General features: G+C 59.9%; 22 protein-coding genes and 1 tRNA gene. 15 read left to right on the forward strand and 8 right to left on the reverse strand.

Features of this window, described 5'->3' with window-relative positions:
- The first annotated feature begins 19 nt into the window (after positions 1 to 19).
- A complete protein-coding gene (locus tag D781_RS07990; RefSeq protein WP_015671803.1) occupies positions 20 to 625 on the forward strand; it encodes a TfoX/Sxy family DNA transformation protein in 606 nt (201 codons plus the stop codon).
- Between the two features lie 44 nt (positions 626 to 669).
- On the opposite strand, the gene yccS is transcribed toward D781_RS07990, so the two are convergent.
- Positions 670 to 2,805 carry a YccS family putative transporter gene (gene yccS, locus D781_RS07995; RefSeq protein WP_015671804.1) on the reverse strand — a complete coding sequence of 712 codons (2,136 nt, stop codon included), beginning with the start codon at positions 2,803 to 2,805 and terminating at the stop codon, positions 670 to 672.
- A 26-nt stretch (positions 2,806 to 2,831) separates the two neighbouring features.
- Positions 2,832 to 3,284, reverse strand: coding sequence for a YccF domain-containing protein (locus tag D781_RS08000; protein ID WP_015671805.1), 453 nt, complete (start codon positions 3,282 to 3,284; stop codon positions 2,832 to 2,834).
- 159 nt (positions 3,285 to 3,443) lie between these two features.
- Between D781_RS08000 and helD the strand changes: the two genes are divergently transcribed.
- Positions 3,444 to 5,498 (forward strand): DNA helicase IV, encoded by a 2,055-nt coding sequence (helD, locus tag D781_RS08005; RefSeq protein WP_015671806.1) that lies wholly within the window; start codon positions 3,444 to 3,446, stop codon positions 5,496 to 5,498.
- Between the two features lie 35 nt (positions 5,499 to 5,533).
- Here helD and D781_RS08010 read toward each other — a convergent pair whose 3' ends face one another.
- A complete protein-coding gene (locus D781_RS08010) occupies positions 5,534 to 5,992 on the reverse strand; it encodes a methylglyoxal synthase (RefSeq protein WP_015671807.1) in 459 nt (152 codons plus the stop codon).
- A gap of 128 nt (positions 5,993 to 6,120) precedes the next feature.
- Complete coding sequence (locus tag D781_RS08015; RefSeq protein WP_015671808.1) at positions 6,121 to 6,675, reverse strand: DUF2057 family protein; 555 nt, start codon at positions 6,673 to 6,675, stop codon at positions 6,121 to 6,123.
- Between the two features lie 292 nt (positions 6,676 to 6,967).
- On the opposite strand from D781_RS08015, the gene D781_RS08020 reads away from it, so the two are divergent.
- A complete protein-coding gene (locus D781_RS08020; protein WP_015671810.1) occupies positions 6,968 to 7,381 on the forward strand; it encodes a CoA-binding protein in 414 nt (137 codons plus the stop codon).
- Between the two features lie 54 nt (positions 7,382 to 7,435).
- Here D781_RS08020 and hspQ read toward each other — a convergent pair whose 3' ends face one another.
- Both hspQ and rlmI read right to left on the reverse strand, forming a co-directional pair.
- Complete coding sequence (gene hspQ / locus D781_RS08025; protein ID WP_015671811.1) at positions 7,436 to 7,753, reverse strand: heat shock protein HspQ; 318 nt, start codon at positions 7,751 to 7,753, stop codon at positions 7,436 to 7,438.
- 77 nt (positions 7,754 to 7,830) lie between these two features.
- Positions 7,831 to 9,021, reverse strand: coding sequence for a 23S rRNA (cytosine(1962)-C(5))-methyltransferase RlmI (rlmI, locus tag D781_RS08030; protein ID WP_199557154.1), 1,191 nt, complete (start codon positions 9,019 to 9,021; stop codon positions 7,831 to 7,833).
- A 238-nt stretch (positions 9,022 to 9,259) separates the two neighbouring features.
- Here rlmI and yccX point away from each other — a divergent pair, with 238 nt between their 5' ends.
- Positions 9,260 to 9,538, forward strand: a complete 279-nt coding sequence (yccX, locus tag D781_RS08035; RefSeq protein ID WP_015671813.1) for an acylphosphatase — start codon at positions 9,260 to 9,262, stop codon at positions 9,536 to 9,538.
- A gap of 11 nt (positions 9,539 to 9,549) precedes the next feature.
- Here the strand turns inward: yccX and tusE are convergent, their stop codons facing one another.
- The gene (gene tusE / locus D781_RS08040; protein WP_015671814.1) at positions 9,550 to 9,879 is read right to left on the reverse strand and encodes a sulfurtransferase TusE; all 330 of its coding nucleotides are present in this window, start codon (positions 9,877 to 9,879) and stop codon (positions 9,550 to 9,552) included.
- A 175-nt stretch (positions 9,880 to 10,054) separates the two neighbouring features.
- On the opposite strand from tusE, the gene D781_RS08045 reads away from it, so the two are divergent.
- Positions 10,055 to 11,140, forward strand: coding sequence for an NAD(P)-dependent alcohol dehydrogenase (locus D781_RS08045; protein WP_015671815.1), 1,086 nt, complete (start codon positions 10,055 to 10,057; stop codon positions 11,138 to 11,140).
- A 70-nt stretch (positions 11,141 to 11,210) separates the two neighbouring features.
- Here the strand turns inward: D781_RS08045 and yccA are convergent, their stop codons facing one another.
- A complete protein-coding gene (gene yccA / locus D781_RS08050) occupies positions 11,211 to 11,867 on the reverse strand; it encodes an FtsH protease modulator YccA (RefSeq protein ID WP_015671816.1) in 657 nt (218 codons plus the stop codon).
- A 227-nt stretch (positions 11,868 to 12,094) separates the two neighbouring features.
- Between yccA and D781_RS08055 the strand changes: the two genes are divergently transcribed.
- The 10 genes from D781_RS08055 to D781_RS08100 all read left to right on the forward strand — a co-directional run bounded on the left by D781_RS08055 (position 12,095) and on the right by D781_RS08100 (position 25,371).
- Positions 12,095 to 12,182 (forward strand) — tRNA-Ser (locus D781_RS08055).
- Between the two features lie 825 nt (positions 12,183 to 13,007).
- Positions 13,008 to 13,505, forward strand: a complete 498-nt coding sequence (gene tssB / locus D781_RS08060) for a type VI secretion system contractile sheath small subunit (RefSeq protein ID WP_015671817.1) — start codon at positions 13,008 to 13,010, stop codon at positions 13,503 to 13,505.
- A gap of 33 nt (positions 13,506 to 13,538) precedes the next feature.
- Positions 13,539 to 15,086, forward strand: a complete 1,548-nt coding sequence (tssC, locus tag D781_RS08065; RefSeq protein ID WP_015671818.1) for a type VI secretion system contractile sheath large subunit — start codon at positions 13,539 to 13,541, stop codon at positions 15,084 to 15,086.
- A 12-nt stretch (positions 15,087 to 15,098) separates the two neighbouring features.
- Positions 15,099 to 16,439 (forward strand): type VI secretion system baseplate subunit TssK, encoded by a 1,341-nt coding sequence (tssK, locus tag D781_RS08070; RefSeq protein ID WP_015671819.1) that lies wholly within the window; start codon positions 15,099 to 15,101, stop codon positions 16,437 to 16,439.
- Entirely contained in the window at positions 16,436 to 17,110 is a 675-nt protein-coding gene (gene tssL, locus D781_RS08075) for a type VI secretion system protein TssL, short form (protein ID WP_015671820.1), read from the forward strand. The genes tssK and tssL overlap by 4 nt, the downstream gene beginning before the upstream one ends.
- Positions 17,107 to 18,819: an OmpA family protein gene (locus D781_RS08080; RefSeq protein ID WP_015671821.1), complete on the forward strand. Its 1,713-nt coding sequence runs from the start codon at positions 17,107 to 17,109 to the stop codon at positions 18,817 to 18,819. Before tssL ends, D781_RS08080 begins: the two co-directional genes overlap by 4 nt.
- Position 18,820: 1 nt before the next feature.
- Positions 18,821 to 19,312, forward strand: a complete 492-nt coding sequence (gene hcp / locus D781_RS08085) for a type VI secretion system effector Hcp (protein WP_015671822.1) — start codon at positions 18,821 to 18,823, stop codon at positions 19,310 to 19,312.
- 273 nt (positions 19,313 to 19,585) lie between these two features.
- A complete protein-coding gene (gene tssH, locus D781_RS08090) occupies positions 19,586 to 22,225 on the forward strand; it encodes a type VI secretion system ATPase TssH (RefSeq protein WP_015671823.1) in 2,640 nt (879 codons plus the stop codon).
- Positions 22,226 to 22,227: 2 nt separating this feature from the next.
- A complete protein-coding gene (gene vgrG / locus D781_RS08095; RefSeq protein WP_015671824.1) occupies positions 22,228 to 24,606 on the forward strand; it encodes a type VI secretion system Vgr family protein in 2,379 nt (792 codons plus the stop codon).
- Complete coding sequence (locus D781_RS08100) at positions 24,607 to 25,371, forward strand: DUF4123 domain-containing protein (protein WP_015671825.1); 765 nt, start codon at positions 24,607 to 24,609, stop codon at positions 25,369 to 25,371.
- Positions 25,372 to 25,446: the final 75 nt, after the last annotated feature.

The raw sequence follows: 25,446 nt of genomic DNA on the forward strand, positions 1-25,446 counted from the left end.
ATCCACAGAGGAGAACGTTATGCATGGAAGAACAATAGCAAGAGTCGCACAGGCAAAAGCCTGTTTTGGCACATTGGGCACTATTACTACCCGTTCACAGTTCGGCGGTTATGGATTACTGGCAGACGGCGTGATGTTCGCCGTTGTTGCCGACGGCGAAATGTATTTGCGTGCCACAAAGAGTCTGGAATCGGAGTTTCGCGCACGCGGCATGGTCAACATGGTGTACTCAAAGCGTGGCGTGCCGATCATTATGCGCTATTACTGGGTGGACCATCAGCTGTGGGGCGAACCGCAGGTGCTGTTTGCGCTGGCCTGGCAGGCAAAGCGCGAGGCGAACAAAGAGATACAGAGCCGCAGCCGCGGCAGCCGGCGGTTGAAGGGATTGCCCAATATCGACGCTGGCCTGGAGAGGTTACTGTGGCGGGTGGGGATCCGCGACGTGTATGATCTGCGTCTGCAGGGGGCCAAGGGCTCTTTTCAGAAACTGATGCTGCAGCAAAAAAACCTGGGATTGAAGGCGCTGCTGTCGTTGGCCGGCGCGATTGCCGGCTACCATCACGCCGCGTTGCCCGATGAGATTCGCGGAGAACTGAGCGCCTGGTTTAATCAACAATTGCCGTAGTAAGGCGCGTTAACCGCTTTAACGCGCCTTATCTGTCTACAGGCTCATTGTGATTGCCCAATCTGCGCGTTTAACGACGTCAGCTCCGGCAGCAGCTCTACAACCAGCCCTATTTGCTGCAGAACTAACTGCTCTTTGCTTTCTGGCTCTGGCGTCAGTTGCGCGATGCGCGCGGACAGTTTTTCCAGAGCCAGATTAATGCGCTGAGCATCGGCCGCGTCGTGTTGCAACGCGCCGTCTACGTAGCAAACGGCGTCGTTCAGCACGTTGAACACGTCGATATTGGTCAGCCGTTCGCGATGAGCCCCCAATGCCGAAATGTAACTCAGCAGCGTATGGTTGAGGCACAGCAGCCGGAATGCTGCTTCCTGCGTCGTCTTATCGGCTTTGGGGTCGGCAGACATATTTGAAATTACTGACGCCAGTTCCGCATCGCTGTTATGGGCGTCGCGGCGGGCGATACGGTAAGGCAGGCCGTTATTCTTCCCTTCGTGATACTGCACCAAAATGGCGTCCAGGTAGCGACAGTCGGCATCCAGCGTTTTGCTGACGACGGCGGAAAGCTGACGGAAGCGCCAGTCCGGCCAGATAAAGGTCACGGCCGCCCAGGCGATGGCGCAGCCCAGCAGCGTGTCGTAAACGCGCGGGGCGGCGACTTCGAAACCCTCACCCAGCAGGTTGAAGCACAGCAGCACCAGCAGGGTGATAAACATGGTGGCGTGAGCGTACTGCACCGTACGGAAGGCGAAGAACAGCACGCCGCTGATCACGATCAACACCAGCTGGCCTTCGGTCGACGGGACGAAGTACAGGATCGGCAGGCCGATCAGAATGCCCGCCAGGGTGCCGATAATCCGCAGCGCCAGCCGCCGGCGGGTGGCGTTGTAGTTAGGCTGGCAGACAAACAGGCTGGTGAGCAGGATCCAGTAACCGTGCCGCATGCCGGTCAGTTGAATAAACGCATAGCCGATGCACAGCACTACCGACATGCGGATGGCATGGCGGAACAGCGCCGATTGCGGCGTCAGGTGGCGGCTGATGCGCAGGCGGATATCGCTCCAGCCGGTGAGCCGGTCGTCTGACAGGCTGTTCTCTTCTTCCTGACCGTTGGCCAGCGCCTGTTCCGATTCAATATTTGCCAGTTGAGCATCAATCGCCCGCAGGTTTTTCAGCAGATGGGACAACGCCTTGGTCAGCTCGCGGTTATCCGCATTGACGGCGATGCGCGCCAGCGCCTCTTCGATACGGGTAAACGCCGGTTCAAAGCGGCTGTTGTGCTGATATTTCTGCCGTAGCAGGATTGACTGCGCCAGCTGTTGGCAGGCGCGGGCCTGTTTACTGAGCAACCGCTGGAAGCGGAACAGAATATCGCTGTGGCGGAACTGTTTGCTCAACGCCTGATACTGCACGTGTGAAGAGCTGGCGCGTTCATGGATGTCCTGCGCGACAAAGTAGTAATGCAGGGTGCGGCGGGTGCCGCGCTGGCCGCGATCGCCTTTCAGGCGGGTCAGCAGCGACATTTTAGTCTGGTTCAGCGTGCTGACCAGGCTGCTGTTGGCCATGGCGACATCCATCCACGGCAGGTCGGCGTCCTTTTCGGCGTCCGGGTCGAACAGATTGGCCTTGGCGTCCAGATAATTGGCCAGTTGCTGGTAGCAACGCGCCAGGTTCTCCTGCAGCGGGCGGATAGGGAACAGCAGGTGGCCGATCAGCGTCAGCAAATTATACCAGACCGCGCCGACGATCAGCAGAATCGGTTGCTGATACCAGACGTCATACATCGAGGTGCCGAGCATGGCGTACACCGCAATCAGCAGCGCGCCAAACGCGATGGTGGCATAGCGCTGACCCAGGGCGCCCAGCAGAATAAAGCCGCAGGTAGACAGCGCCAGGCCCAGGATAAACAGCCACGGGTAGGGGAACAGCAGTTCGATCGACGCGGAAGCAATAAAGAAGCAGACCAGCGTAATCAGCAGATTACGCAGCCTGCCGGCGAGCCGGTCATCCAGATCGGTGAGGGCGGCGGCGACCACCCCCAGCGTCAGCGGAATGGTGAGCTTAGCAACGCCCAGCCACCAGGGAACGGCGGTGGTGCCGACCAGAGCGATAAAAATACGCAGGTTGTAAAGCAGACTGCTGTTGTAGGCATAACGACGCAGCGCCGGTGCAAAAGCAAGCACAAAAAACTCCTCAGACGGAGAAAAAGTTAACGTTGTTGGTATTGGCGACGCGCATTTTCACTTCTGGCCTGCTGAGCCATTTCGACGGAAACCACCCGGCGTCCGACCGGCCACAGCGCAATGGCGGCGATTTTAAAGTTGGCGATACCTACCGGGATGCCGATAATGCTGATGCACTGGGTGATGCCGGCGGCAATGTGCGACAGGCACAGCCACCAGCCGAAGAAGATCAGCCAGAACACATTGAGCAGCGAACCGCCGGCAGAAAGCAGGGCATTGCTTTTTTCCGGGTACAGTTCGTTGACGCTGATTGCTTCATTGCCGTAAGGCAGGAAGGAGAGTTTGGTGATTTCCCAGCAGGAGCGAGTTAACGGCAGGGTAAAGATTAAGACGATACTGACCAGGGTGGCAAACAGCCACGCCAGGGTCGTGAAAAAACCGCCTAACACAAAATTCAGAATATTCAGTACAGTACGCATAGTTGGGACTCTGCTCTAATCATGGTCAAACCGCAGGGCGGTTGCGTTTGCTATCAAAACGTAGAAACTATTCTACCCTTTTTTTAGCGCTAGAGTGCCACTGCTTATCGCAGGTAAACTGGCAACTCTCCAATCTCAATAGAGTCATGGCACGCCGATATGGAACTTAAAGCGACATCGCTGGGAAAACACCTGGCTCAGCATCCTTATAACAGAGTACGACTGTTGCATGCCGGCGTTGAGGTCAGCGGTGAAAAGCATGAATACCTGATTCCGTTCAATCAGCTGATCGAGGTCCGCTGTAAGCGCGGCATCGTCTGGGGTGAACTGGAGTTCGAACTGCCGGACGAAAAAGTGGTGCGTCTGCACGGCACCGAATGGCAGGAAACACAGCGTTTCTACCATTATATGCTGCAGGCGTGGCAGCGCTGGAGCGCCGAAATGAGCGAGATCAGCACCGGCGTGCTGCAGCAGCAGGTGGAAAACATCCGGAGCATTGAGCAGCAGGACAAATGGTTCAAGCGGTCGGCGCTGGGCAAGCTGCAGCAGCAGATCCGCGACGCCTTCGGCGCATTGCCGATGCCGGCGGCACGTCTGGAAAGTTTTGACAACTGCCGCGATGATTACCGCCTCTGCCTGCAGTGGCTGCAGCACGGGCCGCACAGCGTCGCCGAGCGCAACCGGCAGTGGACGGAGCGGATGCTGGCGGAGCATGACGATTTCTTCCGGACGGTAGAAACCTCGCCGCTGAACGATTCGCAAAGCCGGGCGGTGGTCAATGGTGAAGACTCGGTGCTGGTGCTGGCCGGCGCCGGCAGCGGTAAAACGTCCGTGCTGGTGGCGCGCGCCGGATGGCTGCTGCGCCGGCAGGAGGCGGCGCCGGAACAGATCCTGCTGCTGGCGTTCGGCCGGCAGGCGGCCGAAGAGATGAACCAGCGGATAGAAGAACGCCTGGGCGTCAGCGCGATTCAGGCGAAAACCTTTCACGCGCTGGCGCTGCAGATTATCCAGCAGGGCAGCCGTAAAGTTCCCGTCATCAGTAAGCTGGAAACCGACAGCAAGGCCCGGCGTGACTTACTGATTGCCAACTGGCAGCAGCAGTGCGCCGAGAAAAAGGCGCAGGCGAAAGGCTGGCGTCAGTGGCTGACGGATGAGCTGGCGTGGGAAGTGCCCGAAGGGGACTTCTGGCAGGATCGGCGGCTGGCGTCGCGCCTGGCGGGGCGTCTGGAGCGCTGGCTGGGCCTGATGCGCATGCACGGCGGCAGCCAGGCGGAGATGATTGAGCAGGCGGATGACGAGAGCCGCGATCTGTTCTCCAAACGTATCCGGCTGATGGCGCCGCTGCTGAAGGCGTGGAAAAGCGCGCTGAAGGAGGAGGGGGCGGTCGACTTCTCCGGTCTGATTCATCAGGCGGTCAACATTCTGGAAAAAGGGCGCTTTGTCAGCCCCTGGAAACATATTCTGGTGGACGAGTTCCAGGATATTTCACCGCAGCGCGCGCAGCTGCTGGCCGCATTGCGCAAGCAGAATACCCAGACCTGCCTGTTTGCCGTCGGCGACGACTGGCAGGCTATTTATCGTTTCAGCGGGGCGGAGCTCAGCCTGACCACCGCGTTTGCCGAGAACTTCGGCGCCGGGGCGCAGTGCGCGCTGGATACCACCTATCGCTTCAACGAACGCATCGGCGATATTGCCAACCGTTTTGTGCAACAGAACCCGCATCAGCTGAAAAAGCCGCTTAACAGCCTGAGCAAAGGCAACAAGAAGTCGGTGGCGATTCTGCCGCAGGAGCAGTTGGAGAATCTGCTGGATAAGCTCAGCGGTTACGCTAAACCCGACGAACGCATCTTGCTGCTGGCGCGTTACCACCACTTAAAGCCGGAGCTGTTGCAGAAGGCTGCCACCCGCTGGCCGAAGCTGAATCTCGACTTTATGACCATCCATGCCAGCAAGGGGCAGCAGGCGGAGTATGTCATTATCGTCGGACTGCATGACGGCAACGACGGTTTCCCGGCGGTAGCGCGCGAATCGGTGCTGGAAGACGTGCTGCTGCCGCAGCCGGAAGATTTCCCGGATGCGGAAGAGCGGCGGTTGCTGTATGTGGCGCTGACGCGCGCCAAACATCAGGTGTGGTTGCTGCAGGATCGCGAACGGCCGTCGGTATTTGTCGAACAGCTGCATGAGTTGGGCGTGCCGCTGCAGAAAAAACCATAATCGCCGGGCTGCGGCAGCCGGCCCGGCATCGGCGGTTATTTCAGGCGTGCTTGCAGATAGCGCTGATAGTCGGGAATGGTGATGTCCACGGCCTGTGTGAACAGGGGGGAGCCAATCAGGAAATCGGCGGTGGCGCGGTTGGTGGCCACCGGAATGTTCCACACCGTCGCCAGACGCAGCAGCGCTTTGACGTCGGGGTCATGCGGCACGGCATTGAGCGGGTCCCAGAAGAAAATCAGCATATCGATCTTGCCTTCCGAGATCAGCGCGCCGACCTGCTGATCGCCGCCCATCGGGCCGCTTAGCATACTTTGTACCGGAATACCGCTGGCGCGCTGGATCAGATTGCCGGTGGTGCCGGTGGCGTACAGCTGGTGCTGGGCCAGCGCCGTTTTATGCTCTTCAACCCAGTGCAGCAAATCCTGTTTACGGTGATCGTGCGCCACCAGGGCGATATGTTTACGTTCCGCAATCGTGCGGGTAGTCACTTCCATTGCAATATCCTTGGCTTACCGATTCATACTCAGCAGATTACTGAAACCGCGTTTTTCTGCCTAGCGTTTACGCATTGAAAATCATCATTAAGTGATATCCGCCGGCTTTTGGCCCGCTGTCGAGGGCATTATGGCGTATGCCAGGGTTTACCGCCGGATAGGTTTTCCCGATCGTCGGCGCTCTGGCGCGCAAAGGCCGGAACGGCGGCCGGACGCGGCTGGCGGTTATAGGCGGCGACGGTTTTCTCCAGCAGCTCATGGGCATACGGTGGGGGAAGGCGCAGAATGTCGCGTTTTGCCGGCAATGCTTTCCCCTGTTTATCGATCACCTGATAGTTTTGCTGCTGCTCAAAGCGCTGGCCATCCTGCTGGCTGTCGATCGGGGGGAGCTGGATCGCCACCGTACTGACGTTATGCGTGTTGAATGCCACCAGCATCAGCGGCGAGGTGTATAATGCGGGCGGCTGAGTTGCTGCGTGCAGGGGTTTACTGACTTTAAACAGAAGTTGATGCTGCCCGCCGTTTAATTCGAGACTGTCAGCGCCTTTTAACAGCGAGCCGGTCATCTGCTTGCCGTCAACGACCAACAGTTCGATATCCGGGGAGAGTTTCAGGGTCGTAGCTACGGCAGGCAGGCTCAGACACACGCCGAGCAATCCCGTAACCACCAGACCAAATTTCATTCGTTATCTCCTTATCTGCAGGCATGCTTTCTATTGTTGGGGAGCAGACACTATGTGTCAAAACTTTTCCATCAACCGTTACGGTTTACATTTTGTCATCTTTATTAATTATTCGACATACAATCAGCCGTCGCCGGGCGGTTGATTCCTTCAGACCGCAAAAATGCTGCAGGGTTGCAGCGTTTGTTATTTTTATCCGAGACTTACCGACGCAGGTTTATTGCCTGCCAGAGGGCGCGTTTGGGTATAGACTAAACGGCAGGTATTACCCGCCAATAATCAGGAGAGCGAGATGGACGATCGTGAAATTGCCGAGGTGCTGCGGCAGGTGAAAACTATTGCGCTGGTCGGCGCCAGCGATAAGCCCGCGCGCGCGAGCTATGGCGTGATGGCCTACCTGCTGTCGCAGGGCTATCAGGTGACGCCGGTCAGCCCGAAGCTGGCCGGACAGACGCTGCTGGGTCAGCAGGTGTACGCCAGTCTGGATGACATTCCCCATTCCATTGATATGGTCGATGTTTTTCGTCATTCGGAAGCGGCCTACGGCGTAGCGCAGGAGGCGATCGCCATCGGCGCCAAGGTGCTTTGGCTGCAGATTGGCGTGATTAATAGCCAGGCGGAAGAGCTGGCACAGGCTGCCGGACTCAAGGTGGTGATGGATCGCTGCCCGAAAATCGAAATCCCGCGTCTGGGGCTGGAGCGATAAAAAGCGCAGGGCCCGGCGTAGCGTCGGGCCCTGCGGGTTTCTCAGACGTGATGCTCAGTTGCGCAGACGAGGAGCCTGCAGCTGGCTGCGGATGGACTCCGCCAGTTCATCGAGCGACGGCTGTTCCGGGTGTGCATCTTGCTCTTCCCCGGCCAGTTGCGCCTCTGCCAGATAGGTATGCACCGGCTGGCCCTCTTCGTCTTCCATCACGACGTGGTACCACGGTGCGGAACGTAAATCATCGTTGGCGGCGATTTCGTCAGCCTGGGGCTGTTCCAAAGAGTATTCCGGGTCGATATCAATCACGACGCCCAGATACCCCAGCAGTTTATGACGAACCTGTTGTCCGATACCGAATTTACTGGCAATCATGGTGACCTCCTGAGAAACAGTTTTTTGCCCGATCCTTTGCATACCTTGGATATGGGGGCAAAACGGCCTATTTCAAGTTACATCACCCGACACGCAAACCCTTTCAGATACAACCCTTCCGGATAGGTGGCGATTACCGGGTGATCGGCGGCCTGCCGATACTGCTCTATAAATTGTATATCACAACCGGCATCGACAGCGGCGTCGGCCAGGATTTTTTGGAACAAATCGGTCGCCATCAGCCCGGAGCAGGAGAAGCTCAGCAAGATCCCGCCGGGATTGAGCAGCTGCAGCGCCAGCATATTGATATCTTTATAGCCCCGACAGGCGCTGGCCAGCTGGTTTTTATTTTCGACGAACTTCGGCGGATCCATAATGATCAGGTCGAACTTCTCCCCCTGATTGCGATAGTTGCGCAGCAGCTGGAACACATCGTCCCGCACGAACTCGGCCTTGCTGACATCCAGCCGGTTGAGTTCAACGTTCTGGCGGGCCACGTCCAGCGCCGCCTGCGAGGTATCAACGCTGATCACCTGGCTGCAGCCGCCCATCAGGGCCGAGACGGCGAAAGCGCCGGTATAGGAGAAGCAGTTCAGCACGCGGCGACCGGCGGCAAAATTACGCGCCGCCAGGCGGCTGTCACGCTGATCGAGATAGAAACCGGTTTTGTGCCCCTGCTGAATATCGACCAGCAGCTGCATGCCGTGCTCGGTAATCGGCAACAGCGCCGGCGGCAGCTCGCCCAGCACCGGGCCCTGCGTCAGCGGCAGGCCCTCTTTTTTACGCACCGCCACGTCGGAGCGATCGTAAATCGCACATTCCGGGTAGCAGTGCTGCAGGGCGGTAATCAGCGCCGCGCGTTGATGTTCAGCGCCGGCAGACAGCAGCTGCAGCACCAGGAAATTCTGGAAGCGGTCAATGGTAATGCCCGGCATGCCGTCAGATTCGCCGGCGATCAGGCGGTAGCCGTTCAGGCCGTCGCGTTTGGCGACCCAGTCACGCCAGCTTTGCGCCTGCTGTAAGCGGCGGATAAAGAACGCGCTATCAATCGCCTCATCCTGTTGGAAGGTCCAGACGCGCGCGCGGATTTGCGACTCCGGCGAATAGGCGCCGCGGGCCAGCCATTTTCCCTGACAGTCGTGGATATCAATGGTTTCGCCGGAAAGCGGTTTGCCTTCGATGCGTTGGACCGCGCCGGAGAAGACCCAGGGATGACGACGAAGCAAGGACTTTTCACGTCCTTTAGCGAGAAACAGGCGCATTATAATTACTCTTTCAATACGGTGGATGACGACGGATTGGTCATTATCAGTCAAAATGACACCATCATCATCGGCGGGTGAGGACCTCGGCCGCCGATGTGGGATGGGTGTCCACTGGATGGCGCAGCGGCCATCACGTCGGGCTAGTTTACGTGATTTGTTAAAATAATCCGACTGCGTTGTGGTATTCCGTCGTCGGCGGCAGGAAACGGCGTGGTGGAGTGGCAATAAAGAGGGGGCGGTGATGGCGCAGATGTGTAAGGTGGCCTATGTCTACGGCCTGGTGCAGGGCGTGGGTTTTCGTTACAACACGCAGATTAAGGCGACGGCGTTGGGCCTGAACGGCTATGCGCGCAACCTGGATGACGGCAGCGTGGAAGTGTTGGCGTGCGGGGAAGCGCAGCAGGTTGAGGCGCTGATCGACTGGCTGCAGCAGGGCGGCCCACGCAGCGCGCGCGTTGATCGCGTGCTGGTGGAGCCAAGGGGCGCGCAGGCCCTACAGGGATTTACGATTCGCTATTGAGCGTCGGCGGCTTAGATACATTTGACCGGCTTGGGCAGACCGGCGATCTTGGTTGCCTGTTTGGCCGGGCCTTTCGGGAATAAGCGGTATAAATAGCGGCTGTTGCCTTTTTCTTCACCGTACTTCTGCGCCATGGCTTTCACCAGCATGCGGATTGCCGGTGAGGTATTAAATTCCTGATAAAAATTACGCACAAAACGCACCACTTCCCAATGGGCGTCCGTCAGGACAATCTCTTCCTGCGCCGCCAACAGCGGTGCCAGGCTTTCATGCCAGTCGGCGCTGTTTTTCAGGTAGCCCTGCGCATCGGTATCAATAATCTGACCTTCAAACTCCAACATACTGCCTCAATAACGGGTAACTGATCACGTTGCGCAGTCTAACAAATTTTAGCGGCGGCAAACACCAGGCTGCTGGCGCAGGGAGACGGCATCCGTCGACGGCGTTGACTACACTCTGATGGGGCATTTATGCCCCGAGTTTCGCCTCATCAACCAGAGTATTAAGGACGCTGATATGAGTATGATGAAAGCCGCCGCATTTATTGAAAAAGGGCGTATTGAGCTTGTTGATAAGCCGATTCCAGCCCCCGGCCCCAATGATGCGTTGCTGAAGATTACCACCACCACCATTTGCGGCACGGATATTCATATTCTGAAAGGGGAGTACCCGGTATCCAGGATGCTGACCGTGGGCCATGAGCCGGTCGGCATTATTGAAAAGCTGGGCAGTAACGTTAAGGGGTACCGGGAAGGACAGCGGGCGCTGGCCGGCGCCATTTGCCCCTCGTTCACCTCTTATGCCTGCCAGGACGGCTACCCCGCGCAGGACGGCTCTCATCTGTCCGGTTGCGGCTGCCATGGTTATAAGGCCGCCGCTGGTTGGCGTTTTGGTAATGTGATTGATGGCACTCAAGCGGAGTACGTGCTGGTGCCGGATGCCGAAGCGAACCTGGCGCCAATCCCCGACGGCCTGTCCGATGAACAGGTGCTGATGTGCCCGGATGTGATGCCCACCGGCTTTAAGGGGGCGGAAAACGCCGGCATCAAGATTGGCGATGTGGTGGCTGTGTTTGCTCAGGGGCCGATCGGTCTATGTGCGACCGCTGGCGCGCGTCTGCGCGGTGCCAGTCTGGTGATCGCCGTCAGCAGCGCGCCGGAGAAGCTGGCGATGGCCGGCCGGATGGGAGCCAACGTGCTGCTCAATTACAAACAGGTCGACGTGGTGGATGAGATCATGAAGATCACCGGTGGACGCGGCGTGGACGCCAGCATCGAGTGCTTGGGCACGCAGCACACCTTTAATCAGGCGCTGCGGGTACTGAAACCGGGCGGCACGCTTTCCAGCCTCGGCGTATACAGCGAGGATTTGCAATTACCGGTTAGCGCTGTCGCTAACGGATTGGGAGACCACACCATTCGCACCGCGCTGTGCCCCGGCGGTAAAGAGCGGATGCGCAGAATGATGAGCGTGGTACAGCATGGCGGTCTGGACTTGACGCCGCTCATCACCCATCGTTTCTCGCTTGATGAGATCGTTGACGCCTATGGGCTGTTTGCGGAAAAACGCGACGGCGTGATTAAGCTGGCGATTAGCGCCTGACGCCGGCCGTTAAACGCAAAAAAGCCCCCGCGTGGGCGGGGGCTTTCATCATCATCCTGCCGGTGATAAATCAGTTGCTGCGGGCGAAGCCCAGAATGCTCAGCAGGCTGATAAACATGTTGTACAGCGAGACATACAGGCCAACGGTGGCGCGGATGTAGTTGGTTTCGCCGCCGTGGATAATGTTGCTGGTTTCCCACAGGATGGCACCGGCGGAGAACAGAATAAACAGCGCGCTGATTGCCAGGTGCAGGGCAGGGATCTGCAGGAACAGGTTGGCGATCACCGCCACCAGCAGCACCACAAAGCCCGCCATCATCATCCCGGACAGGAATGACATATCCTTACGGGTGGTCAGCACGTAGGCCGAGCAGCAGAAGAACACCAGCGCGGTGCCGCCCAGCGCCAGCATAATCAGGTCGCCGGCGCCAGCATTCAGGAACGAGCTGAGGATCGGGCCGAGGGTATAGCCCATAAAGCCGGTCAGTGCGAAGGCGGCCAGGATGCCCGCCGGGCTGTTGGCCAGCTTGTGGGTCAGGAACATCAGGCCGTAGAAACCGACCAGCATCAGCAGCAGCCCCGGCGCCGGCAGCCCCAGCATGGTGCTGGCGGTAGCGGTCAGTGCGGAGAAGCCCAGCGTCAGGGAAAGCAGGAAATAGGTATTGCGCAACACCTTGTGGGTGCTGAGCAGCGAATCGCGCGAGGATGAGACGACAGTGCGGTCCATAGAATGATCTCTCTTATCAGGTCATCACAAAATTAGTTACGATGATAGAGAGCGCAAGCGCTTGATTAAAGTTTGTTTACCAATCTTTACCCTTAGTATCATTGGCGCAATGGCGTGCGATTTGCTGCTTTATTCGGCGAGTGGCGCGGCCGTGCTGGTTTTTCGCGCGGTTGAACGGCCGTGGTCTTTACAAGCCCACGCGCTGTGTTTATAGTTCGCCTCATTACGGAGGGGTGGCCGAGTGGCTGAAGGCAACGGTCTTGAAAACCGTCGACGGGCAACCGTTCCAGAGTTCGAATCTCTGCTCCTCCGCCATATTATGAACCCCGGGCTTAGCGATAAGCCCGGGGTTTTTCGTTATGGGCGGCGGTATAAGTCTGTAGGGCGCATCTGCACTGCGACGTTTCATACCGCGTATTCATTCCCTCTTGTACCTCTGTCCGTTCCTCACGTCGTAACACTTCCTTTGGCGAAGTCCGCCGTTTCCATCCTCCTGACGTTAACCGGCCTGAAATGGCATGGTCATTTCGGGCAGAGTTAAGCGTATCGCACGGCAATAATAAGCCTGCTGTGTATCCAAAGTGATTAATCCTGTTAAATAACGCCGCACAACTCTCCGGTATTTAAATGCACGCCATTTCTTTTTGTTGATCGCGCATGGCTGAATGGCGACAGACGTCTCATTTTTAATAAAAAATAAACCTTAGGACATTTCTTTTTTATTAGGCGTATTTTGATCAATCTATGAGATTAGGATTCGCCGATCGTTTTATGTGCGCCCTTATCCCACAGGGCTTTGGTGGGTATCGTTAGGATTTTTCTTGTAAATCAACTCGATGCTTCATTTTTTTTGTGATGGTAAAAAAAGAAATATTTTGTTACATATATTGATTTTCAATCATGCCATTAACGTTTTTAAACTCCCAGCTATAGGTAATTATCTGAATTTTTATTTTTCAGAAAAAACCTAGGATACCGTGTCATGTCGCTAATGGATAAAAGCGCTTGCTGTGACCCCGGTTATTTATTTACGTCGGAGGACGTGAACAGGGATGTGCCGTATTGGCAACTCAGCCTTTCTGTTTTTATTCATCAACGGCATTGAGCGTTTCTATTTATTGCATAGAACAGGGATAGCCAATGTCTAACTCATACCAGTCCGAGATCCCCAAGGCCCGCGTCAATATCAAGCTGGACCTGCATACCGGCGGCGCCCAGAAAAAAGTCGAACTGCCCCTCAAGCTGATGGTGGTGGGGGATTACAGCAACGGCAGTGAACAACGCCCGCTGTCCGAGCGCGAGAAGATCAACGTTAACAAAAACAATTTTGACAGCGTACTGGCCGAATTCTCTCCGTCGGTCAACCTGGCGGTGGAAAACACTCTGGCCGGCGACGGCAGCGAGGAAAACGTCAGCCTGACGTTCCGCGAGATGAACGATTTCACCCCGGAACAGGTTGCCCGCCAGATCCCGCAGCTGAAAGCCATGCTGGCCATGCGCAACCTGCTGCGCGACCTGAAGGCCAACCTGCTGGACAACCAGACGTTCCGTAAAGAGCTGGAGAAAATTCTGCTGGATCCCGCCCTGAGCGCTGAACTGCGCGATGAACTGTCCGCCCTGGCGCCGGCGCAGCCGTAACGGCCGCGATATTTAACGGATTAACGAGAGAAAATGCTGATGTCTGTAAAAAATGAGAATGCCGCCGGCGGCGAGAGCGTGGTGCTGGAGTGTCCGCAGGCGGGCGGTGTGTATGCTTCCCTGTTTGAAAAAATCAACCTGAACCCGGTGGCGTCGCTGAGCGCGCTGGACAGCTGGCAGGATAACCAGACGATGTCCGACGCCACGGCGGACGAACGCGTCACCGCCGCGATGCAGATCTTCCTGGAGCGTCTGAAGCAGTCGGGCGACAAGGTGGAAAAACTCGACAAGACCCTGCTGGATCACCACATTGCCGAACTGGACCATCAGATCAGCCGCCAGTTGGACGCGGTGATGCACCACGAGGATTTCCAACGCGTTGAATCCCTGTGGCGCGGCATGAAGTCGCTGGTGGACAAAACCGATTTCCGTCAGAACGTCAAAATCGAGCTGCTGGATCTGTCGAAGGACGACCTGCGGCAGGATTTTGAGGACGCGCCGGAAATCGTGCAAAGCGGCCTCTACCTGCAGACCTACGTTGCCGAATACGACACCCCGGGCTGCGAGCCGATCGGCGCGCTGATCTCCGCCTATGAGTTCGACGCCTCCGCGCAGGATATCGCGCTGCTGCGCAATATTTCCAAGGTGTCCGCCGCGGCGCACATGCCGTTTATCGGCTCCGCCGGGCCGAAGTTCTTCCTGAAAGACAACATGGAAGACGTCGCCGCCATTAAGGATATCGGCAATTACTTTGACCGCGCCGAATACATTAAATGGAAAGCCTTCCGCGAAACTGATGACGCGCGCTATATCGGCCTGGTGATGCCGCGCGTGCTGGGCCGCTTGCCGTATGGCCCGGACACCGTGCCGGTGCGCAGCTTTAACTATGTGGAAGAGGTCAAAGGCCCGGACCACGATAAATACCTGTGGACCAACGCCTCCTTCGCGTTCGCCGCCAATATGGTGCGCAGCTTTATCAACAACGGCTGGTGCGTGCAGATCCGCGGCCCGCAGGCGGGCGGCGCGGTGCAGGGCCTGCCGATCCATCTCTACGATCTCGGCACCGGCAACCAGGTGAAAATCCCGTCGGAAGTGATGATCCCGGAAACCCGTGAGTTTGAGTTCGCCAACCTGGGCTTTATCCCGCTGTCGTACTACAAAAACCGCGACTATGCGTGCTTCTTCTCCGCCAACTCCGCCCAGAAGCCGGCGCTGTACGACACCGCGGACGCAACCGCCAACAGCCGCATCAACGCGCGTCTGCCGTACATCTTCCTGCTGTCGCGCATCGCGCACTACCTGAAGCTGATCCAGCGTGAAAACATCGGCACCACCAAGGATCGCCGCCTGCTGGAGCTGGAGCTGAACACCTGGGTGCGCAGCCTGGTGACCGAAATGACCGATCCGGGCGACGAGCTGCAGGCCTCGCACCCGCTGCGCGACGCCAGGGTGGCGGTGGAAGATATCGAAGACAACCCGGGCTTCTTCCGCGTGAAGTTGTATGCGGTGCCGCACTTCCAGGTGGAAGGGATGGACGTCAACCTGTCGCTGGTATCCCAGATGCCGAAGGCGAAAGCATAAGGCGGTTAACCGGTGAAGATTGAACAGCCGCTATGGGGGCGGGGGATCATGATCTCGCCCCAGCATTTTCAACAGCAGGCGGCGCATGCGGCCTGGAGCGCTGAAAGTATTGCTCAGATGGGGCTGAATCACCCATGGGGGGTGTTCGAGGCCGCATTCGACGCGGATATGCTGAAGCTGGGCCGCCTGCAGGCCCAGCATTTACACGTACGTTTTCAGGACGGCACGCTGGTTGACACGGCGCATGCCGATCCGCTGCCGCCGGCGCTTACGCTTGACGGCGAACGTCAGGACGTGGTGGTGGTGCTGGCTCTGCCGCTGCTGCGCGCCAATGGCGGCAATTGCCTGAAGCCCGATGAGACGGCGGAGCGCCCGGTGCGCTACCGCCAGCGCTGGCGTGACGTGCGTAACCAATATGGTGATGACGATCGCCAGATCGCCGTGATGCAGGCGGAGCTTACTCTGCGCTTCGCCCATCAGAACAACGGCGATTACCTGACCTGCCCGGTGGCGCGCCTGTTGCAGGATTCGCAGGGAAACTGGGTAATTGACGAAGCGTATCTGCCGCCGCTGTTAGCGATGCGGGGCAGCCGCTGGTTGATGACCCAACTGGAACTGCTGATGACGCAATTACGTGCCCGTCTGACCCGCCTGATGGCCATGCGTCGGGAGAGTAACGAGCGCATGGCGGATTTTGCCGTGGCGGACGTCTCGCTGTTCTGGCTGCTCAATGCCCTGAACAGCGCGGAACCGGTGTTGGGGCAGTTTCAGCATTTCCCACAGAGCGCGCCGGAGCGACTTTATCCGGAGCTGGCGCGCCTGGCCGGCAGCCTGCTGACTTTTTCTCTGGATCATCAGCTCAGCGCCATTCCTGCCTGGCGGCATGAACAGCTGAATGAGGTGTTTCCGCCGCTGTTCGCGCTGCTCGGCGAGCTGCTGGAAGCCAGCCTGCCATCGCGGGTGATGGCGATTGCGCTGACGCACGACAAACGGCTGCGCCAGTGGCAGGCGCGCTTGCAGGAGCCGCGTCTGCATGAAGGGGCGGATTACTACCTTTCCGTGCGTTCGCCACTGCCGGCGGCGCAGCTGCAGGAGCAGTTTCCGCGGCAGTGCAAAGTGGGCAGCCCCGATTATGTGACCAGCCTGGTAAATAGCTCCCGTCAGGGGATCCCGCTGAAACCGCTGAGTCATGTGCCGGCGGCTATCCCGTTGCGGCTGGAGAACCAGTACTTCTCGCTCGATCTGGCTCATCCCGCAGCGCAGGAGATGCTGGCCAGCGGCAGCTGTATGTTTTACGTCCCGGGCACGCTGGGCGAGCCTGAGCTTGAACTGTTTGCGGTGCTGAGAACATGAGTGAAAAACAAGAGTGCGACATCGATGCGCTGTTGCAGAACAGCTGGCTGCAGGTCATCAGCCTGCGCCATGGACCGGCGTTTAACGATGGGGACGGCCGCGTGCTGTGGGAGCATTGCGTGGCGGACGTGGAGCAGGTGCAGCAGGCGTTGCGTGAGGCCGGCTGCGACGAGGCCAGCCGCCGGCATATTCTCTATGCCCAGTGCGCGTTGATTGATGAGGCAGTTAAAGGGCGCGGCGTGCAGGATGATGCGTGCGTACAGTGGTATGACATGCCGCTGCAGGGGCATTTTCTCGGCACCATCGATGCCGGCGACACGCTGTGCGACCGGATGCGCGATGTGCTGCGTGAGCCAGCGCCTGACAGCGCGGTGCTGACCTGTTTCCACCGGGTGATGCTGCTGGGGTTCCTTGGCGGATACCGTTCGCTGAACGATCCCGAGCGGGAGAAGCTGCTGCAGGCGCTGCACGATCGTGTCCCGCCGTTTGGCTATCCGCAGACGGCGCCGGTGTTGGCCGGGGTTAAAGGCGGCCGCAGGATGAGCGACTGGTTCGCCGCCTGGCCGGTGCGCATCGGCTGCGCGCAGCTGGCGCTGGCCGTACTGTGGTGGGGGCTTGACCACTGGCTGGATACGCTGCTGACCACGCTGCTGCCGGGAGCGGTGCAATGAGTTCCGCGCTACGGCGGGGGCTGGCGCTGTGGTGCGTACTGCTGACCGCGATCGTGAGCCTGGTCTTTTTACCCGTCTCCTGGCCGGTCGCGCTCCTGCTGACGTTGCTGGTCGGCGGCGTCCTGCTGTTGGCGCTCTGGCTGACGCGTCGTCATTCGCCGCCGGAGATCGCCGCTTCGCTGGAGAATCTGCCCGAGGCGAGCTGGCGGCATCCGGTGGTGCTGGTGTGCGGCGATCTGCCCCGGCAATGGCCGGCAGCATCAGCGGTGCTGACGATGGCGGAAGGCTGCTGGATCCGGATTGAGTCGCATCAGGAGCTGCTGCAGACCGCCCGCCTGCTGTTGCAGATGCGGCCGGCCTGGGGGCGTCAGCTTGCGGTGATGGTTACCCTGTGCCCGCAGCGGCATAACGATGCGGAACGCCTGACCAGTCATTTGCTGGCGCTGCGCTGGCAGATAAGCCAACTGCGCAAACAGACCCGCCATACCATACCGCTGGTGCTGCATGCGCAGGCTGGTTGCGTCATGTCGCCCGAGCCGCTCTGGCAGGCGGCAATGACGGGTGAGCCCGTTCGCGTATGGCGGGAATCGTCGGCGCCCGTTGCGGTTGCCGCCTGGATGAACAACGGCGGTGAGATGGCGGCGCGGCAGCAGATTGTACTCAACAGCCTGATGGCGTGGTTTGAACAGTCTGTGACGGCGGTATTTACCCATGAAAACCCGGACGCGCCCGCCGTTACGCCGATGGCTGTCTTATGGGGGCTGGGGCCGTCGGTTGACGGCGCGCTGCCGGCATCGCTGTGGGGCGAGTGGTTACGCCGCCATACGGCGCTAAGCCAGGTCGACGGCTGGCAGCCTGCGGCAGCCGCGGAGCCGGTGCGCATGCCACTGCCCGATTTTATTCTGCCTTTACTGCCTGCGGGCGAGGGATTAACGCCGCGTCAGCGGGCATGGCGCAGCGGACTGACGATTTTTACCCTGGCGGCGGCCGTCGCGCTGTGCGGCAGCGCCTGGAATAACGCGCTGCTGCTCAAGCGCCTGGCTTTTGATATCCGCCACTATCACCGCATCGCTATGGACGATTACGGGCCGAAGGCGGAGGCGGTAACCAGGCTGCGTCTGAACGCCGCACGGCTGGACGACTATGCGCGCAACGGCGAACCGCAGCGTTTGGGGCTGGGGCTGTATCGGGGCGAACGCCTGCGTGCACCGCTGCTGGATGCCATTCGGTCATATGTCCCGCCACCGCCGCCAGAAGTCAAACCGCAGGCGCCGGTGCCGAAAATTGTCCGCCTCGACAGCATGTCGCTGTTTGACTCCGGCAAGGCGGAGCTGAAAGCCGGCTCGACCAAAATGCTGGTCAATTCGCTGGTGGGCATCAAGGCCAAACCGGGCTGGCTGATTGTGGTCAGCGGCCATACCGACAACACCGGCAAGGCGCCGCTGAACCAGCGGCTGTCGCTGCAGCGCGCCGAGGCGGTGCGCAACTGGATGCGCGATACCGGCGACGTGCCGGAAAGCTGTTTTGCGGTGCAGGGCTACGGCGCAAGCCGCCCTGTCGCCGACAACGATACGTCGGAAGGCCGTGCGCTTAACCGACGTGTCGAAATCAGTCTGGTGCCGCAGGCGGACGCCTGCCGGCTGCCGGACGCAACCCCGCCGTCATCATTGGAAGGTGACGGCGTTGATAACAACGAGTGGAGAAAATGAAATGGCAATTCCTGTTTATCTTTGGCTGAAAGACGACGGCGGCGCGGACATCAAAGGGTCGGTGGACGTTCAAGATCGCGACGGCAGCATCGAAGTGGTGGCGCAGGAACATAACCTGTACATCCCGACCGATAACAACACCGGCAAGCTGACCGGCACCCGTATCCATACGCCGTTCCTGTTTACCAAGGAAATCGATGCCTCCAGCCCGTACCTGTACAAGGCGGTCACCACCGGCCAGACCCTGAAGTCGGCGGAGTTCAAATGGTACCGCATTAACGATGCCGGTCAGGAAGTGGAGTACTTCAACACCAAACTGGAGAACGTGAAGGTGGTGAAAGTGAATCCGCTGATGCATGACATCAAGGATCCGTCGTTTGAAAAGCATAACCACCTCGAGCAGATCGAGCTGCGTTACGAAAAAATCACCTGGACCTACAAAGACGGCAACATCATTCATTCCGACTCTTGGAACGAACGCGCTACCGCGTAATGCCCCGTCATACTTCGCGCCGCAGGCGTACTGACAGCGTTTGCTGACTCCGGTCACAGGGTAAACCTACCGTCTCCTGCGACAGGAATGATGAGGCTAACAGCCTGTGCGGACAGGTTTCCTGTCCGCTTTTTTCCTGAGCATCCGGCATCCGGGCGTTCAGCAAAGAGATCACAATCCGGCAATCTGACCTGATGCGCTTTGGCTCCTGACCACCAGGAATAGCGATGGGCGGTAGCGTGCCCGGGAACCGATTAATCAAGAGAGAGAATTATGGAAAATTCAGCCGTCCTGTTACGCCGTCTTAATCCTTATTGCGCCCGCGCCCTGGAAGGGGCGGCGTCGCTGTGTCAGACCCGCGCCCATGCGCAGATCCTGCCGGAGCACTGGCTGCTGAAGCTGCTGGAGCAGGGCGAGGGAGATCTGACGGTACTGGCGCGGCGTTACGAATGGAATATGGATGAGATCTGGCAGGCGCTGCTGAACTGGCTGGACGGCCTGCCGCGCTCGGTGCGTGGGCGGCCGGAACTGGCGGACAGCCTGCTGACGCTGTTGCAGGAGGCCTGGCTGCTGGCCTCGCTGGCCGGCGAGACGCAGATCCGCAGCGTTCACCTGCTGACGGCGCTGGTAGGCAAGCCCGCGCTGGCGCGCTGCGACGGCCTGTGGCCGCTGCTAACGCTGGGACAGAGCCAGCTGGAGCGCCTGCGTCCGCTGCTGGATGCGCAGTCGGAAGAGCGTCCGGAGGTGCAGCAGGAGGCCGGGCTGGCGCAGACTTGCGCCGAGGTGGCGGAGCCTGCGGCGGACGCCGAGCTAAAGGCGGGCGAACTCTCCCCGGCGCTACAGGGTGCGCTGGATAAATTCACCCTCGACGTCACCGCCAAGGCGCGGGCCGGCGCGATCGACCCGGTGTTCGGCCGCGATACCGAGATCCGCCAGATGGTGGACATTCTCTCCCGCCGGCGTAAAAACAACCCGATCCTGGTGGGCGAACCGGGCGTGGGGAAAACCGCGCTGGTGGAAGGGCTGGCGCTGCGCATTGCCGAGGGCAACGTACCGGCCAGCCTGCAGCCGGTCACCCTGCGTACGCTGGATCTCGGGCTGCTGCAGGCCGGCGCCGGCGTGAAGGGCGAGTTTGAACAGCGGCTGAAAAACATTATCGATGCGGTGCAGCAGTCGCCGACGCCGGTGCTGCTGTTTATCGACGAGGCCCACACCATTATCGGCGCCGGTAATCAGGCCGGCGGCGCCGATGCCGCCAACCTGCTGAAGCCGGCGCTGGCGCGCGGCGAACTGCGCACCATCGCCGCCACCACCTGGAGCGAATACAAACAGTACTTCGAGCGCGACGCGGCGCTGGAGCGTCGTTTCCAGATGGTGAAAGTGGACGAACCGGACGACGCCATCGCCTGCCTGATGCTGCGCGGCCTGAAATCCCGCTATGCGCAGCACCACGGCGTACATATCACCGATGAGGCGGTGCGCACCGCCGTCACGCTCTCCCGCCGCTATCTCACCGGCCGCCAGCTGCCGGATAAGGCGGTGGATCTGTTGGATACCGCCAGCGCGCGGGTGCGCATGAGCCTGGACACCGTGCCGGAAGCGATCGTCCACGCACAGGCCGCCGTTACCGCGCTGGCGCTGGAAGAGCAGGCGTTGCTGGCGGATATCGCCGTCGGCAACCCGGCAGAAGAAGGACGGCTGGCGGCCATCGCCGCCCAGACCGCGGAACTGAACCAGCGTCTGGCGCAGCTGGAAGGCCAGTACCGTCAGGAGCAGGAACTGATTGGTCAACTGCTGGCGTGCCGTACGGACGGCGCGCGTCAGGCGGAGATCGCGACTGTCCAGCAGGCGCTGGCGGCGCTGCCCCTCGAGCAGGCGCTGCTCACGGCGGACGTTGACGCCCGCAGCGTGGCCAACGTGATCGCCGACTGGACCGGGGTGCCGCTCTCTTCCTTAATGAAGGACGAGCAGAACGAACTGCTGAGTCTGGAGACGGAAATCGGCCGGCGGGTGGTCGGGCAGGATGCGGCGCTGTACGCCATTGCCCAGCGGCTGCGCGCCGCCAAAACCGGCCTGACCAGCGAAAATGGGCCGCAGGGCGTGTTCCTGCTGGTGGGACCGAGCGGCACCGGTAAAACCGAAACCGCACTCACGCTGGCCGACTGCCTGTACGGCGGTGAAAAATCGCTGATCGCCATCAACCTCTCCGAATATCAGGAACCGCACACCGTTTCCCAACTGAAAGGCTCGCCGCCGGGCTACGTCGGCTACGGCCAGGGCGGTATTCTGACCGAGGCGGTGCGCAAGCGGCCGTACAGCGTGGTGCTGCTGGATGAGGTGGAAAAGGCGCACCGCGACGTGATGAACCTGTTCTATCAGGTGTTCGACCGCGGCTTTATGCGCGACGGCGAGGGACGCGAAATCGACTTCCGCAACACCGTGATCCTGATGACCTCCAACCTCGGCAGCGACCACATTATGCAGCTGCTGGACGAACAGCCGCAGGCCACGGAGGCGGATCTGCAGGAGCTGCTGCGGCCGCTGCTGCGCGACCACTTCCAGCCGGCGCTGCTGGCCCGTTTCCAGACGGTGATTTACCGGCCGCTGGCGGCGGAGGCGATGCGCACCATCGTGCAGATGAAGCTGGAGCAGGTCAGCCGGCGGCTGCAGCGCCACTACGGTCTCGCCACCCAGATCGGCGACGGCCTGTACGACGCGCTGACCGCCGCCTGCCTGCTGCCGGATACCGGCGCGCGCAACGTCGACAGCCTGCTTAACCAGCAGCTGCTGCCGGTGCTCAGCCAGCAGCTGTTAAGCCAGATGGCGGCGAAGCGGAAACCGCAGGCTCTGACCCTCGACTGGCATGACGAGGAAGGGATTGTGTTGGCGTTTGATAACAACAAGGGAGAGTGATGATGGCAAATCCGCTTGCGGTGATTTTCAGCCACAGCCACCACCTGCTGCAGGTGGCGGACTGCAACGCGCTGCTGGACGTGCTGGCCTTTGAGGGGCAGGAGGAACTAAGTAAACCGTTCAGCTACCGGATTGAATTTACCAGCGCCGATCACGGTATTCATCGGCAGGCGATGCTGATGAAGGCGGCGTCGCTGACGCTGCAGGCGCCGTTCAATCAGGGCGCCGCGATTAAACTGCAGCAGCCGCTGCGGGTGATCCAGGGCGTAGTCACCGGCTTCGAGCGTCTGGGAACGACCAACGATGAGAGTCGCTACGCGCTGACCCTGTCGCCGCGGCTGGCGCTGCTGGCCCACAGCCGGCAGAACGCCATCTATCAGGATATGTCTGCGCCGCAGATCGTGGAGAAAATCCTGCGCGAGCGCCACGGCATGCGCGGTCAGGATTTCCTGTTCTCGCTGACGCAGGACTACCCGCGGCGCGAGCAGGTGATGCAGTACGGTGAGGACGACCTGCGTTTTATCACCCGGCTGCTGGGGGAGCTGGGCATCTGGTTCCGCTTTACCGCCGACACCCGGCTGAATATCGACGTGGTGGAGTTTTGCGACGGTCGTCAGGGCTACGGCGCGGGGCTGACGCTGCCGTCGGTGCCGCCCTCCGGCCAGCATGACGAGGGCGTAGAGTCGTGCTGGGGGCTGGAGAGCCGCCATCAGGTGGTGGAAAAACAGGTCAGCCTGCGGGATTACAACTACCGGCAGGCGCTGGAGGCGATGGATGCGCAGGCGGAGATTGGCGCCGGCGACGGCACCACCTATGGCGATGCCTATCATTATGCGGATAACTACCTGACGGCCGGCAGCGGCGACGGGCGTACCCCGGCCGCAGAGAGCGGCGCGTTTTATGCCCGCATCCGCCATGAACGCTACCTGAACCGTCAGACCCGGCTGTTCGGCGTCAGCAGCAGCGTCGCGCTGGTGCCGGGCGAAGTCATCAGGGTGAGCGGCGGCGCGGAGGTGGCGGAGGTATTCCGCCGGGGCGTGGCGATCGTCCGGACGATCAGCACGGCGCGGCGCGACAAGAGCCTGGAAATCGGCTTTGAGGCGATCCCGGACGATGCGGACTATGCCTACCGACCGGTCGCGCCGCTGCGGCCGGTGATGGCCGGCACGCTGCCGGCGCGGGTCACCAGCACCACCGAGAACGACAGCTACGGGCATATCGACCGCGACGGCCGCTACCGGGTCAACATGCTGTTTGACCGGGCGGGTTGGGAAACCGGCTTTGAAAGCCTGTGGGTGCGCCAGTCGCGGCCCTACGCCGGGGAGACCTACGGCCTGCACCTGCCGCTGCTGGCGGGCACCGAGGTGGCGATCGGCTTTGAGGACGGCAACCCGGACCGGCCGTACATTGCCGGCGTGCTGCATGATTCGGCGCACCCGGACCCGGTCACCATCCGCAACTACAAACGCAACGTGCTGCGCACGCCGGCGAACAACAAAATCCGCCTGGACGACAGCCGGGGCCAGGAGCATATCAAGGTCTCCACCGAGTACGGCGGCAAGAGCCAGCTGAACCTCGGTCATTTGGTCGATGCGGAAAAGCAGCAGCGCGGCGAGGGCTTTGAGCTGCGCACCGACAGCTGGGGCGCCATCCGGGCGCAGAAGGGGCTGTTCATCAGCGCCGACGGCCAGCCAAAGGCGCAGGGCGAAGTGCTGGCGATGCAGCCTGTGATTAGCCTGCTGAAAGGCGCGCTGCATCAGGTCGCCGAGTGGGGCAGTATTACGCAGATCCACCGTAGCCACAGCCCTGCGGTCAGCGGACTGAAACAGTTGGCGGACAGCGCAGACAAACTGAAAGATCCGTTACTGCTAATGAGCGCGCCGAAAGGGCTGGGCGCCATGACCCCTGAAACGATGTTGCTGCACAGCGGTAACGGTTTGTATATGCAGAGCCTTGGCGAAGTAAACCTCACCAGCGCACAGCGCCTGTCGGCAAACGCCAGTCAGGCCGTCTCGCTGCTGGCGCAGAGCGAGGGTATGCGGCTGGTATCCGCCAAGGGCCCGTTGGAGATGGAGTCACATGGCGATATCTTATCGCTGACCTCCCTGAAAGAGATTACCGTCCAGTCTACGCAGGGACACCTGCAATTGACGGCTAAAAATGGCATCACTCTGGGCTGCGGCGGGGCTTATATTCGCCTCACGCCGCAGGGCGTGGTGGAAATTCACGGTCCGGGATTAATCAGCCTGAAAGGTCAGCACGATCTGCAGGGGCCAGCCAGTGAGACGTTTCCCCTGCCTGAGCTCCCGGCATCGGTGTGTAAAGAGTGTCTGAAAAAAGCGCAGCAGCTGGCGCAGGGCTTCGTGCCAAGGGAGGCATAAATGACTACGCCATGGATTGAGGAAGTAGCCGCTGCCTGTCGGGCATCCGGAACCGATTATCTGGATATGATCATTGATCAGGCCGGGCTGGATTTTAGTGTTATCCCGGCACTGAACGCGCTGTCGGTAGAGTGGCAATCGCTGTACCGTGGGCTGCCGGAAGCGTTTATTGTCGATGATGCTCCGCTGATTGCGCGCATAACGCTTGATAATGTCCAGCAGCAGCAGTGGCTGCTGGAAATTAGCCGGCAGGTTGCCGTACAGGCACCGTTGCTGCTGCTATGTTCACCCTGGCCGTTCTCTGCCCTGACGGCCTGGTTAACACAGTGCATGGACGTGTTGCAGGAGGGAAGGGGCGGCATTTTGCGATTTTACGATACGCGGATATTTCCCCTGCTTTTTACACACATCCTCAGTGAGGAGCAACAGCAGCCTTTGTTGCGCCCGGCCCTGTTCTGGGCATGGCAGGATATGGATGGTCACCCGAGGGGCATAAAAGGTTGCGGCACGCCTCAGGCTCGCGATGAAAAAAACCATAAAATCGATCTCAGCGATCGCCAACTGGAGTACCTGATGTGCGTCTGTGATGTCATGGTGTTGTTGGCGCACCGCGCACCGCCAGCGGGCGTTTATGCATCGCGGCAGGCGCTGTTTTCTGATTGCTACCAGGGCATGGTGGAGGCTACCAATCAGGGCATTATTCTGGATGATGCGCGTGAAGCCTGGGTGATGCAAAAATGGCTTGGTGCAGCAGAAACGGCCTGATGGCGAAGGGAAGCCGCTCCGGACTGGGCGTCCGTCTCCATTTCAGCGTGACTGCCCGCGTGATACAAGGAAAGT

The sequence above is a fragment of the Serratia sp. FGI94 genome, assembly GCF_000330865.1.
GTDB lineage: Bacteria > Pseudomonadota > Gammaproteobacteria > Enterobacterales > Enterobacteriaceae > Serratia_B > Serratia_B rubidaea.

Excerpts from the sequence above, each read along its gene's own strand:
- tssH (WP_015671823.1), top strand. The coding sequence starts at position 19,586 with ATGGAAAATTCAGCCGTCCTGTTACGCCGTCTTAATCCTTATTGCGCC.
- D781_RS08010 (WP_015671807.1), bottom strand. The coding sequence starts at position 5,992 with ATGGAAGTGACTACCCGCACGATTGCGGAACGTAAACATATCGCCCTG.
- D781_RS08000 (WP_015671805.1), bottom strand. The coding sequence starts at position 3,284 with ATGCGTACTGTACTGAATATTCTGAATTTTGTGTTAGGCGGTTTTTTC.
- helD (WP_015671806.1), top strand. The coding sequence starts at position 3,444 with ATGGAACTTAAAGCGACATCGCTGGGAAAACACCTGGCTCAGCATCCT.
- D781_RS08100 (WP_015671825.1), top strand. The coding sequence starts at position 24,607 with ATGACTACGCCATGGATTGAGGAAGTAGCCGCTGCCTGTCGGGCATCC.
- D781_RS08020 (WP_015671810.1), top strand. The coding sequence starts at position 6,968 with ATGGACGATCGTGAAATTGCCGAGGTGCTGCGGCAGGTGAAAACTATT.
- tssB (WP_015671817.1), top strand. The coding sequence starts at position 13,008 with ATGTCTAACTCATACCAGTCCGAGATCCCCAAGGCCCGCGTCAATATC.
- tssL (WP_015671820.1), top strand. The coding sequence starts at position 16,436 with ATGAGTGAAAAACAAGAGTGCGACATCGATGCGCTGTTGCAGAACAGC.
- D781_RS08015 (WP_015671808.1), bottom strand. The coding sequence starts at position 6,675 with ATGAAATTTGGTCTGGTGGTTACGGGATTGCTCGGCGTGTGTCTGAGC.
- yccX (WP_015671813.1), top strand. The coding sequence starts at position 9,260 with ATGGCGCAGATGTGTAAGGTGGCCTATGTCTACGGCCTGGTGCAGGGC.
- D781_RS08045 (WP_015671815.1), top strand. The coding sequence starts at position 10,055 with ATGAGTATGATGAAAGCCGCCGCATTTATTGAAAAAGGGCGTATTGAG.
- D781_RS08080 (WP_015671821.1), top strand. The coding sequence starts at position 17,107 with ATGAGTTCCGCGCTACGGCGGGGGCTGGCGCTGTGGTGCGTACTGCTG.
- yccA (WP_015671816.1), bottom strand. The coding sequence starts at position 11,867 with ATGGACCGCACTGTCGTCTCATCCTCGCGCGATTCGCTGCTCAGCACC.
- hcp (WP_015671822.1), top strand. The coding sequence starts at position 18,821 with ATGGCAATTCCTGTTTATCTTTGGCTGAAAGACGACGGCGGCGCGGAC.
- hspQ (WP_015671811.1), bottom strand. The coding sequence starts at position 7,753 with ATGATTGCCAGTAAATTCGGTATCGGACAACAGGTTCGTCATAAACTG.
- tusE (WP_015671814.1), bottom strand. The coding sequence starts at position 9,879 with ATGTTGGAGTTTGAAGGTCAGATTATTGATACCGATGCGCAGGGCTAC.
- vgrG (WP_015671824.1), top strand. The coding sequence starts at position 22,228 with ATGGCAAATCCGCTTGCGGTGATTTTCAGCCACAGCCACCACCTGCTG.
- D781_RS07990 (WP_015671803.1), top strand. The coding sequence starts at position 20 with ATGCATGGAAGAACAATAGCAAGAGTCGCACAGGCAAAAGCCTGTTTT.
- tssC (WP_015671818.1), top strand. The coding sequence starts at position 13,539 with ATGCTGATGTCTGTAAAAAATGAGAATGCCGCCGGCGGCGAGAGCGTG.